Origin of the sequence: Psychrobacter sp. A3 (genome assembly GCF_028823565.1) — a bacterium.
GTDB lineage: Bacteria > Pseudomonadota > Gammaproteobacteria > Pseudomonadales > Moraxellaceae > Psychrobacter > Psychrobacter celer.
In genome coordinates, this window is sequence record NZ_JAPEHS010000034.1 from 15,761 (window position 1) to 27,330 (window position 11,570).

Genomic DNA, 11,570 nt, shown 5'->3' on the forward strand with positions numbered 1-11,570 from the left:
ATATTTGACCAGTATTTTATCTTAAATAGAAAGGATCTGACTTATGAATAACTCCTATCATCATAGCCTCTCTGCCAGCTCACAGCTCACGCAGCTTAGTGTCAATCGCTGTTTTGATGGCGAGCAGCACTATTATAGCCATCAGTCGACAGCGACAAAGACTGCGATGACATTTAGTATCTACTTGCCAGATGAGGCGCTTGCAGGTCGCCGCTGTCCAGCTGTTTTGTATTTATCAGGTTTGACGTGTAATGCCGATAACGTCACGCACAAAGCGCATTTTCAACAAAAATGCAGCGAGCTTGGGATGATATTTATCGCGCCAGACACCTCGCCGAGAAGTAGTGAGTCGGTGGATGTGCCAAATGATGAGCGTTATTTTGTCGGGCAGGGCGCCAGCTACTATGTCGATGCTGCACAGGCACCGTGGTCCGAGCATTTTAATATGCAAAGTTATATCGTAGATGAGCTATATGACTTACTGCGCTCAGAGTTTCCTATCGATAGCATCGGTGTGACAGGGCACTCGATGGGTGGTCATGGGGCACTGCTATTGGGGTTTAAATTCCCGAGTAAGTTTGTCAGCGTATCAGCGCTGTCGCCAGTATGCGCCGCCAGCGAGTCGGCATGGGGCGAGGCTGCTTTTACAGAGTACTTTGGTGATGATAAAGCGCAGTGGGCGCAAGCAGATGCAGCAAAAACGATAGAAAAAGTCGGTCAGCAGTATACAAGTATTTTGGTCGATCAAGGCGCGGCGGACAATTTTTTGGCAGATGGCCAATTACAGACCAATAAGTTGCTTGACGCTTGTGAAAAAGCCAAACAGCCCTTAACATTACGTTATCAAGCAGGGCATGACCATAGCTATTACTTTATCCAAACTTTTATTAATGATCATATCGAGCACCATTGGCGTATGGCGCAGTTTGGCTAGTGGCTTGTTTGTCCCGAGCTGTTTTTTGTGCGTAGGCTTTCATATAGGTGCTGTACGGTAGATTGCTTATGTTTATTAAGGTTAAAATATGATGGCAAGTTATCAAGATATCATGACTTCCAGGCCTGCTATATCGCAGGCTGCTTGTGCTTCACCCTCGCTTACCATCATGCGCGCTGATATGATTGCCGCCTTACAAAACAAGCAACGTGGTAAGCGGGCGTCAACTGATCCGCAGCCCTGTCCTCAGCATACAGGTAGTAGTCTGAGCGTGCTAGATGAGACGCAGATATCACGCGTGATAGAGATGGCGTGGGAGGATAGGACGCCATTTTCAGCGATAGAGCATGGTTATGGTCTAAATGAGACAGCAGTTATTAAGCTGATGCGTCACACGCTAAAACCGTCGTCTTTTCGCCTATGGCGTCGGCGTGTCAGCTGCCGTGCTACCAAACATGACGCCAAACGCTCCTTTAGCGTAGGACGCGCTTATTGCAAAACGCAATACAAGCCGCGTTAGCTGTGGTTTTTAGCCTTGTTATTTTTATACAATCATCAATCAGGTAGTTTATTTATGAGCAGTCCTTCTAAGCCTTATCTTATTGCGCCTTCTATCTTATCGGCTGACTTTGCCAGACTTGGTGAAGAGGTCGAAAAGGTATTAGAGGCTGGTGCTGATGTCATTCATTTTGATGTCATGGACAATCACTACGTACCCAACTTAACGTTTGGTAGCATGATCTGTAAAGCGCTACGTGATTATGGCATCGATGCCCCTATCGATGTGCATCTGATGGTGTCACCTGTCGATGGTATGATTGAGCAGTTTTTGGACGCAGGAGCCAGTATCATTACCTTTCACCCAGAAGCCAGCGCGCATATCGACCGCTCTTTGCAGCTGATCAAAGATAGCGGCGCTGAGTGCGGTTTGGTATTAAACCCAGCAACGCCCTTACATTACTTAGATTACGTGATGGATAAGGTCGATCAAATCCTGCTAATGAGTGTCAACCCAGGGTTTGGCGGTCAGTCGTTTATCGACAGTACGCTGGGCAAGGTGCGTGAAGTGCGTCAGCGCATCATCACCAGTGGCCGTGATATCAGGCTTGAAGTAGATGGCGGCGTCAAGGCCAGCAATATCCGTGCGATCGCTGAAGCGGGCGCTGATATGTTTGTCGCAGGCTCGGCGATATTTAATCAGCCAGATTATAAAGCTGCAATCGACGCCATGCGTGCAGAGCTGGCATTGGCCAACGCGAGTGCATAGCTGAGATGGGGTACGGCTCACGGCTGCTGTGAGCGTGAGCGCCCTACAAAGGTAAAAAGGTAACATATGAACACAAACAAACCGCCACACGCATCGGTGCCGCCTGATTCTGTAAATAGCCGCGTGCCGCGACAGCGCAGCTTGGTGCCTAAAGGTATTACCATTGGTCTTGCTGTATTTGCGCTTGTACTCAGCTTAGCCGGTTATGGCTTTCGGCTGATGCTCGGTGAGGATGTAGAGACGGTGCTGCGCCATGCAGCGGTCATCGTCCCAACCTTTGTGCTGGGTATTCCGCTGTTTTTTTGGCTGGGTTCGCGCCTGCTTAACAAAGTCAAAGGTATGCATATCGAAACTCGTAATGCCTTAACGCTTGGCTGGCTGACCGCGTGCGTGGCCATGCTGTGGCTGATGGGGACTTATAGTTAAGGTGTTATATGCCTCGCTATACTGCACAAACTAAGGGGTTTTTCGTATCGTACATATCAAATACCCTGTTATGAGGACAGGTTAGTGTGTATGAGTGCAATTCACCCTTTTGTGACTGCTTACTTTTTTTTCATTCATAAATACGTCACGCTGTTTGGGCGTGACTGGACGCTTGCATGTCAAAACCTTCTGATAAAATCTTCGATCTTATTTTTCCCAAAGACTTACCCAACAGTTTGTTTATCATCCTGATAGTGGCTTGTCTGCTGCTTGGGCTGTCATCCTTACGTCATGGCACCGACTTGCAAAGCTGGCTCAATGTCATCGAAAACTGGCTACTGATGCTGCTGATATTTCCTACGGCGACAGCGACGGTTGCCTTGCCATTTAAATACCGTGACCCATCGCTTGAGCTCAAGCTCATGTATTATCTGGGTATGTTTGTCGCTTTCTTATTTACCTTAGCAAAACTGCGCTACTGGCGCTGATCAGCGCAAATACTTGACACAAAAGCGGACTCTAGAATAGAAGACTTACGTGACAGCCCTTGAATTTCAGGGCCAAAGCGTCCATTGTATGCATAAGACAGTTTTACCCGTATTACTTAGCGTAATCACGTGGCCAGACGCGACGTATTTTGCCAGTACTTCATCACGGGACAATAAGGAACACATGAATGCCATACGACATCGATAATGAGATAGAAGTAGATAACGAGAATAGCGATCAATTCGCAGGATTTGGAAGAGAAACCACGCTTGAGCTGGTAGAGGCCGATGATGGGCGACTGCTACTACGTGATGCTGAGCAAAATGAAGCACCGCTCATGACCATTGATTTTTCTGAAAAACTCAAAGACATCCTCGGCAGTGATACGCAGGCGATAGGTCAGCATATGATTCATGCTGCCATTCAGGTGATCATGCAAAAACAAATGAGCCAGTGGCACGCCCATGTCTATGACAAAGAGCCGGCGCACTATAGCTAGTTGGCTGGTGTACTGCACTAAGCTGGTCGATGTACTATAGACAGATAGTCAGCTGAAAAACTACGGCCAAAGCGCCATGCGAGTGACAGTAGAAAAAAGTAGCAGATAAAACAGACAAAAGAAGGGCTTATCAATCGATAAGCCCTTTTTTGTATTTAAATAATCAGCATTGCTGTATTATTTGATTTTTGCTTCTTTAAAGATTACGTGCTGGCGGACTTTAGGATCATATTTTTTGATCTCCATTTTGCCAGGCATCGTGCGCTTGTTTTTGGTCGTGGTGTAATAATAGCCAGTACCAGCAGTCGATACTAATTTGATTTTATCTCTCATGATAGCTTTCCTTTAGATGGTGGTGATAAGCGCGTGGCTTAAACTTTTTGACCTTGTGCGCGCAAATCTGCTAACACTTTATCAATACCAACTTTGTCGATGATGCGCATACCTTTGGTAGACACACGTAGACGTACAAAACGGTTTTCTGACTCTACCCAAAAACGATGGTTGTGAAGGTTTGGTAGAAAGCGACGACGGGTTTTGTTGTTTGCGTGCGAAACATTATTACCCACCATAGGGCGCTTTCCAGTCACTTGGCAAACTCGAGACATGGCGAACTCCTAATCTATGAGGCATGAGGGATTCTCATACCAGTCTGGGCAAGTTGCGCGTTTTTGCGGCATGGACACAGCAAGCGGCAGCTTTGCACCAAACAAAACTATATGAAGGTTGAGCTGATATGACTGTTACTAAAGGCAAATAACAGACCCACCAATTCAGAAAATTTTAAAGCCGACATTTATACCATAAAACAGATGAATACTCAAATATTTTTGTGATTATCGTCGGTCTAAAGGGTAGCTATTATACCTTGAAATGAGCTGTCTATGTTGTTGATTATTTAATAGTAAAAATTCATTTTTTAGTTGTAAGTTATAACAAAAGTCAGTAAAGTTGCTGTTATATATTTAATACAATCTGTTAATACAACCAACCTTACTGTAATTCTATGTATCATTATCAGTCTGTCATGATTCTAGACAATGATGTTTTGCTTATTTGCGCGAATAAATTACTGCCGATGCGGAGTTCCAAATATGTCATATAGTTCATTACCTCTTTCTTCTAAACTCTTTCAGCTCACTTCTTTGACGTGCGCGCTAGCGTTAGCAGGTTGTGGTGGAGGCGGTGATGGTGACACCGTAGACTCTGTTGCACCAGCGCCCGACTTAGGGGTTCAGCAACCTGGCGAAAATAATGGTAGTGATAGTGGCGGTGAGCAGACACCAGAAGTTGAGCCTGATTTCTTTTTACAGAAGCTTAGCACATCGCCTACTATCATCGAGCTATCTGATGAGCAGGCTATTTTTAATGTAACAGTGAAAGCTGCTGAGGTGGGCTCAGGTGGTGCAATGATCGGCAAAGCAGTTACTTTAAAAGTAGTGGATTCTGAAACTAACGGTATCACTATTGAAGGTCAAAGTACTCAAACCACTGATAGCGATGGTAATGCAGTATATACATTAAAGTTGAATCCACAAGCAGTTGCGAATAAAGAAGCGTTAATCGAAAATGGCTTTACGTTGATAGCTACTGCTAATAAAGCCGATGGCACAGCTGTTGCACCGCAGGAGTTAAAAGTTTCTGTTAGTAGAGAGGGAAGTGGAGATGGTACTCAGGTCACTGAAAGTAAACTGAGTGTTACTCAAAGTCTTGATACCAGCTCTGTCTCTAATAATAAGCTGAACCCTTATGGCGATACGGCAGTAATCAGTGTGCAGCTGAAAAATGAAAAAGGGGCGCTGGCTCCTGATGTTGAGGTTGGTCTCGGACTCACTCAGATAGAGGGTGTCTCTGTCGATACTGCTAGCCAAATGACTGATGCCAAAGGTGTTGCTACTTTTAATCTTAAGATCGATAGCAATTTGCCTGCAGCGACTCGTAATAAACTGCTTCAAGGTATCGTATATGCTATCAATATCAAAGAAAATAGTGGGGCCACTAAGCTCATATCTGGCGAGCTCCCTGTTGCATTGCCTGTTTCAGACTATGATTTAAAAGTTGCAGGAAATGCAACGCAGCTTAGTGCTTATGGTGATACACAGCAGCTTACTATTACCGCCTCCCCTAAAAATACAAATGTCACTACTCAAATTGACAGTGCAAAGGCAACAATCAAGCTAAATGATGCCTTTGAAGGTGTCAGCCTAGCAAGTGAACAGTTAGTATTAGATGCTAATGGTCAAGCGACAGTAGCATTAACCATATCATCGGCGTTGAGTGCCGATGAACGTCAAGAGCTTGCAGAAAAGGGTATTAGCTACACTGTCGTGCTCACAGAACCAAACCGTTCGACGTCAACAGTAAGCTCTTCTAGTGTAGTCATTGTTCCAACTGCGAAATACAAAATTAACTTCAACGAAAGTAGCAAAAAAGAGCTATCGAGTTCAGGTGGTAGTGCAGTGATCAGCTTCCGTGTTAATGATAGCCGCGGTGGTGTAGTTGAAGGGCAAAAAGTAATAGCAAGTTTACCAGCAAGCCTAGCGTCTGCAGGTCTACTAACTCTAGAGAACAACTCAGAGCAGACGACCAATGCTAAAGGTGAAGTTAGCTATACGGTACGGGTGCCTAATAACTTGACTGTGTCACAAAAAGCCCAGCTTGAAAAGGCAGGTAGTTTTGTATTGTCTGCAAATATAACAGAAGCGTCGGGAGTACCAAGTACTGCCAGCAGTGAAAGTATCCGTATAGGGTCAGATATCGGACAAAGCGATATTACATTGACTGCGCAAAGCGTACCTGCAATTGCGAATATACTAGATGAGCAGTTTAAGTTGCAAATTCTAGGTAAGCGTAAAGATGGCAGCGCTGCTGTAGGACGCACAGTTAAGCTTGTTATTAACGAAGGCTTTACGACAGGTATTACCATTCAAGGTAACGAACAAACCACAAATAGCAATGGCGTGGCAGAGTTTACCGTTCGTATCAGTCAAAACCTAACACAAGCACAGCGTGATCAATTAATAAAAACAGGTATCGCCTACACAGCGGTATTGACTGATGAAGATGGTACTCAGTCCAAAATCATTCAGACAGTAAAAGTTGAGCAACCAGTAACAAGTATACAGTTTGCTTCTATCACAACGCCATCAATTAGTGAGCTGGGTGGTAGCGGTAATATTGGCGTAAGATTGACTTCTAAAGAAAGTACTGCTCAGCCGGTCAGAGATAAAACAGTCACTATCCAGCTAGGCGCAAAAGCACTAGAGTACGGTGTTACAACGACTCAGAGTACAGCGACTACAGACTTTAATGGCGAGGTTGTTTTTGCTGTCAATGTGCCTGAAGGTTTGACAGCTGCACAGCGAGAGGATTTGAAGAATACTGGTATCAACTATCAGCTAACGTATGTTGAAAACAATGTTTCTTATAAATCAGAAATACAGAAAGTGAAAATCACTACGCCTAACGTTAGTTTAGATATTTTAAATGCCACCAATAACATCGATAATCAAGCAGGATATATTCTAAACAATGTGGGCAGTAATGCTACTATCCAAGCACAGCTAAACAATGAATTCTCAGGTGAGCAAATTACCAATCAAACAGTGAAGTTGGTATTTGATAATCCACAATTAGCAAGCCTGCTCACAGTAAATGGTCAGCTTGGGTCATCAAATATCACTGCTAGTACAGATGCTAATGGTTTGGTTAGCTTTAATGTGGTAGTTCCAAATAACTTGAATGATGAGCAAAAAGAAGCGCTTAGCAAGCAAGTATTGACCGCTACTTTGACAGAGACATTGACTGGCAAGCAACAACAAGTCAATGTCAAAGTTCAGTCTATGACAGCGGCTATCTCTTTACAGGGTAATCCAGTAAGTGCTTTAAACCTAAATGGTGGTGAAACACAGGTTGAAGTGATAGCAAAAGATAACAAAGGCAATGTGATTAGCGGACAAAAAGTATTTCTTGCACTGCCTGCATCTATTGCAAGTAAGGGCGTTACACTAGTTACAGGTGGCAGTCAGACTACTGATGATTCAGGTAAGGCTGTATTTACTCTAGCAGTACCAAACAACTTAACCGAAGACCAAAAGACTGCATTAGGTACAAGTTTTATTGTGGCATTATCAGCAGCTGATAGTAGTGGGAACATTGTGACGCAGACGAGTACTGTCCGTACCAATATACCAACAGGTACAACTGAAAGTCTCACTGTTGGCGCAAATAAAGTCGTCAATACTAAAGGGGATACATTCAAAGTATTCGTACGCGTTGCTAAAGACGACAAGAGTATTGCAGGTCGTACCGTCGCTCTAAATGTCAACGACCCTATTGGTACAGGCGTGACAGTCAGCCAAGGCACAGCAGTCACTAACAGCGATGGTGTAGCGACTTTTGATTTGACTCTTGAAAATGGTGCCAATGTTAACCAAGCGACGTTAGAGTCAGGTATTCGATTAACTGCGACTACTACTACAGCTGACAATGTTAAATTGGAGCAAAACTACATTGTAGCAGTGGATACGTCTACAATTGAGAGCTACCAGCTAATCGCGTCATCTGATAAACCAACATTGACTACAGGTGGCGACCAGACCCAAGCTTCATTCATCGTAACAGATAATAACGGTGGGATTCTCTCAGGTGTGCCAGTACAGTTAAGCATCGAAAACCTAGAGTCAAGCGGAGCAGCATTGACCACATCGAGCACAGTTGTAAGCGATAATAGTGGTCGGGTTGATGTGGGTGTATTGTTAGCAGCTAATAGTATCAATGCTCGCCTTAATCATAGTGTCGTGATTAATGCCAAAATCGTCACGCCGCAATATGATATAGATGGTACTGTCAATATGCAGGTGCGTGAACAAAAGTCTCTGAGCTTATCTGCAATTGGCACAACACTCACCCTTACAGCATCTGAAAAAAATCTCAAAGATAATAGTACAACCACCCTGTCTTCTACTTTAACTGATGGGACGGGACTTGCGATTGCAAATGCTAAAGTAGAGCTTATTGATACTGACGGCAACCTTATCGCTAGTGATGCAACCGCGACCACCGATTCAGAGGGTAAAGCTAGCTTTACAGTCAACGAAAGTGATTTGAGCTTTGATAGCAATGGTAACTTACGTGTTTTTGTGAGAGCAGTGGGTGAGCGAGAGCTGACCACGCAGCGTAGTACCAGTAGCATTGATTTGGTTAAGGTGTCGCAAGCGGGTATTAGCTTCATCGATATTGAAGATGTTTACGATGTTAATATGGCTCAGAATATTAATATACAGATTCGCACTAACTCTGTAGCTGAGGCGAATGCACTTATTGGTAAGCTCTTAGAAGTACAAACAACGATTGGAACGTTTGCGAACAATGATGTCATCTCGACCCAAGCGATAACAGCTGCGAATATTCAAGGTAATATTATTACAGTTCCAGTCGTACTGAGCTCTCCACTTGCTGGCACAGCAGTATTGCAGGCGACGGTACTTGGTGAGATGAATAACGGTCAGCTCAAGTATCAAACAACCGTGGATACGCGTTTTAGAGCCACTACACCAGCTAAGATACTGTTCCAAGCGGTAAGATCAGTGATTACGCCAGGTGGTAGCACCGAAGTTGTCGCGACAGTCAAAGATGAAAATGATGTACCCGTCGAAGGGCAAACGGTGGTCTTTAGTCGTGCGGCAGATTCTTCAGCGGGCCGCTTATCGGCTGCAACAGCAGTAACAGATAGTAGAGGTGAGGCGCGAGTAGTGTATAAAGCCAATGCCAGCTCGCCTATCGGCGGTGTGGTTATCAACGCACGCTTATTGCAAGATGATGCCAATATCGGTAGTAAGACCACTAATATTACTGTCTCAGAAGAAGCGGTCTATACTACTTTAGCATTCGCTAATAAGTTATCTTCTGATGATATTTACTATACGGTACGTGGCTCAATATCAGTCATGGATGGCTCTGGTCGTGCTGTCCCGAATCAGGAGGTATCAATTAAGTCTTATGCAACGGAATATGCTCAAGGCGTATATTGTTTATTAAATAGTACAACGACTTATCAAGCTGCTGATATCGATGAGCTTGATGAATTTGGCAATGTGATTCAAACCACTACACCTGAGCCTCAAGTATTCTCTGAAAAAACGCCAGTACCACTACGTTCTGATTGGTACCCTACAGAAGATGCTAATTATAACTATACTTTAGATAGAGATCCTGATCCTTTCTTAAATGAAGATAAGAATGCTAATGGTACACTCGAAGCTATCAATCCCGTGACTATCATTGGTGGTACGCTCTCAGATGATGGTTATTCGTTTGTTACAGATGATGAAGGCCGTGCAGACTTTGAGATTCGCTATCCACTACGCTATTCAAACTGGGTGAAAGTACGTTTTGATGCTACCACGTTCTTAAATGGTAGTGAGAATACGCAAAGTATTAATTATCAATTGCCCACTTCTGAAAGTGACTTATCCATTAATGGTTCAGACCTGATAACACCTTGGATTGGTAATACCAGTCCGTTTGGCGATGGTGGTGCGACTTGTACAAATAGTATGAGTGTTACTATTAATGAGAATACAACAAATACTAGAGTAACTTTATCGCCTTATTCACCAAATTATAACGTCACTATTGACGGTCAGGGTACGGCCAATACTCCGAGTACAGGCTTTAATACTTATATTATAGACTTTAATAAAGCATTTGAGCTTGGTTCAACTATTAATGTAAGTAATAATGGGTTCGGTTTTTCTAGAGTATTAAAAGTTAACTAAAAATGTTATATCTTTGAGGTTACGCTTTACAAAACCCCCAACCCCGCGTTGGGGGTTTTTGCATTTATAATCCTAATAACCAAAAACAACCAACTCGCTCAGCAAATTTTTGCAAAATCTATTAAAATAGCCGATTTGCTATGCCATCAGAATACTTTTAACTGATGGCAGGCTACGTTTCATTTTTAATTGGGCGCACTATGTCAGACAATACCACGACTGCTACAGCAAGCATAAAGTCGAGCAAAACTTCTCAAAATGTACTATCTACTGATGTTATTGATACCGCGACGCTACTCATTAAGTGCCGCGACCAAGCGGGCATCGTGCAAGCGGTATCTGAATTTATCCATCGCTATGGCGCGAATATCATCACCTTAGATCAATACTCCACCGCGCATGAGGGCGGGCAGTACTTTATGCGCTTAGAGTTTGCGTTGGCAGGCTTGAGCGAAATTATGGATAACTTTGAGGCCAGTTTTGCGCATACGGTTGCTAAGCGCCACAACATGACGTGGCGGCTACACAACAATGCCATCAAGACCAAGGTCGGTATCTTGGTGTCAAAGTTCGATCATGCGTTATTGGACTTGTTATGGCGTCATCAGCGCGGCTTGCTCGATTGTGATATTACGTGTGTGGTCAGCAACCATCCTGACCTGCGCCAAGCGGTAGAAAACTTTGGCATCACTTTTCATCATGTACCGGTGACGAAGGACAACAAAGCAGATGCCGAAGAGCAGATTCATACGCTGATGGCAGGCAATGACTTATTGGTATTGGCGCGTTATATGCAGATATTGTCGTCCGATTTTGTCAAACGCTGGCCGATGCAGGTGATTAATATCCATCACTCATTTTTGCCAGCGTTTGTCGGTGCAGATCCTTATCGTCAGGCTTATGACAAAGGTGTCAAACTTATCGGCGCAACAGCGCACTATGTCACCGCCGAGCTCGATCAAGGGCCTATCATCGAGCAAGACGTACACCGCGTCACCCATCGTCAGGGCGTGGCGGAGCTGCGCGCTATTGGCCGTGATATCGAGCGCAATGTCTTGGCACGTGCAGTCAACTGGCATGTACAAAACCGCGTGATTGTAGCGGGTAATAAAACCGTGGTGTTTAATTAAGGTATTTAATTAAATAGTGCTGAAATCACTGTAAGTCAGTAAAAAA

Annotated in this window: 10 protein-coding genes; 8 read left to right on the forward strand and 2 right to left on the reverse strand. The window is 44.1% G+C overall.

All coding sequences use genetic code 11. The features are described from left to right. The first annotated feature begins 43 nt into the window (after positions 1-43). The 6 genes from fghA to NK638_RS06710 all read left to right on the forward strand — a co-directional run bounded on the left by fghA (position 44) and on the right by NK638_RS06710 (position 3,615). Entirely contained in the window at positions 44-934 is an 891-nt protein-coding gene (fghA, locus tag NK638_RS06685; protein ID WP_105244044.1) for an S-formylglutathione hydrolase, read from the forward strand. 265 nt (positions 935-1,199) lie between these two features. Beyond that, the gene (locus NK638_RS12465) at positions 1,200-1,454 is read left to right on the forward strand and encodes a TIGR03643 family protein (protein WP_342454257.1); all 255 of its coding nucleotides are present in this window, start codon (positions 1,200-1,202) and stop codon (positions 1,452-1,454) included. Positions 1,455-1,508: 54 nt separating this feature from the next. Next, entirely contained in the window at positions 1,509-2,201 is a 693-nt protein-coding gene (gene rpe, locus NK638_RS06695) for a ribulose-phosphate 3-epimerase (RefSeq protein ID WP_274632403.1), read from the forward strand. Positions 2,202-2,267: 66 nt separating this feature from the next. Beyond that, the gene (locus NK638_RS06700; RefSeq protein WP_274632404.1) at positions 2,268-2,627 is read left to right on the forward strand and encodes a hypothetical protein; all 360 of its coding nucleotides are present in this window, start codon (positions 2,268-2,270) and stop codon (positions 2,625-2,627) included. Between the two features lie 176 nt (positions 2,628-2,803). Beyond that, the gene (locus tag NK638_RS06705; RefSeq protein ID WP_100749968.1) at positions 2,804-3,115 is read left to right on the forward strand and encodes a hypothetical protein; all 312 of its coding nucleotides are present in this window, start codon (positions 2,804-2,806) and stop codon (positions 3,113-3,115) included. Positions 3,116-3,303: 188 nt separating this feature from the next. Beyond that, positions 3,304-3,615 (forward strand): hypothetical protein, encoded by a 312-nt coding sequence (locus NK638_RS06710; RefSeq protein ID WP_192996055.1) that lies wholly within the window; start codon positions 3,304-3,306, stop codon positions 3,613-3,615. A 177-nt stretch (positions 3,616-3,792) separates the two neighbouring features. Here NK638_RS06710 and rpmG read toward each other — a convergent pair whose 3' ends face one another. Both rpmG and rpmB read right to left on the reverse strand, forming a co-directional pair. Then, positions 3,793-3,948 carry a 50S ribosomal protein L33 gene (gene rpmG / locus NK638_RS06715; RefSeq protein ID WP_075100487.1) on the reverse strand — a complete coding sequence of 52 codons (156 nt, stop codon included), beginning with the start codon at positions 3,946-3,948 and terminating at the stop codon, positions 3,793-3,795. 38 nt (positions 3,949-3,986) lie between these two features. After that, positions 3,987-4,223 carry a 50S ribosomal protein L28 gene (gene rpmB, locus NK638_RS06720; protein ID WP_075100488.1) on the reverse strand — a complete coding sequence of 79 codons (237 nt, stop codon included), beginning with the start codon at positions 4,221-4,223 and terminating at the stop codon, positions 3,987-3,989. 486 nt (positions 4,224-4,709) lie between these two features. Between rpmB and NK638_RS06725 the strand changes: the two genes are divergently transcribed. Further along, positions 4,710-10,394 (forward strand): beta strand repeat-containing protein, encoded by a 5,685-nt coding sequence (locus NK638_RS06725; RefSeq protein ID WP_274632405.1) that lies wholly within the window; start codon positions 4,710-4,712, stop codon positions 10,392-10,394. Positions 10,395-10,594: 200 nt separating this feature from the next. Further along, positions 10,595-11,524, forward strand: a complete 930-nt coding sequence (gene purU, locus NK638_RS06730) for a formyltetrahydrofolate deformylase (RefSeq protein WP_238063009.1) — start codon at positions 10,595-10,597, stop codon at positions 11,522-11,524. The last annotated feature ends 46 nt before the right edge of the window (positions 11,525-11,570 follow it).

Excerpts from the sequence above, each read along its gene's own strand:
- fghA (WP_105244044.1), top strand. The coding sequence starts at position 44 with ATGAATAACTCCTATCATCATAGCCTCTCTGCCAGCTCACAGCTCACG.
- rpe (WP_274632403.1), top strand. The coding sequence starts at position 1,509 with ATGAGCAGTCCTTCTAAGCCTTATCTTATTGCGCCTTCTATCTTATCG.
- NK638_RS06700 (WP_274632404.1), top strand. The coding sequence starts at position 2,268 with ATGAACACAAACAAACCGCCACACGCATCGGTGCCGCCTGATTCTGTA.
- NK638_RS06705 (WP_100749968.1), top strand. The coding sequence starts at position 2,804 with ATGTCAAAACCTTCTGATAAAATCTTCGATCTTATTTTTCCCAAAGAC.
- NK638_RS06710 (WP_192996055.1), top strand. The coding sequence starts at position 3,304 with ATGCCATACGACATCGATAATGAGATAGAAGTAGATAACGAGAATAGC.
- rpmG (WP_075100487.1), bottom strand. The coding sequence starts at position 3,948 with ATGAGAGATAAAATCAAATTAGTATCGACTGCTGGTACTGGCTATTAT.
- rpmB (WP_075100488.1), bottom strand. The coding sequence starts at position 4,223 with ATGTCTCGAGTTTGCCAAGTGACTGGAAAGCGCCCTATGGTGGGTAAT.
- NK638_RS06725 (WP_274632405.1), top strand. The coding sequence starts at position 4,710 with ATGTCATATAGTTCATTACCTCTTTCTTCTAAACTCTTTCAGCTCACT.
- purU (WP_238063009.1), top strand. The coding sequence starts at position 10,595 with ATGTCAGACAATACCACGACTGCTACAGCAAGCATAAAGTCGAGCAAA.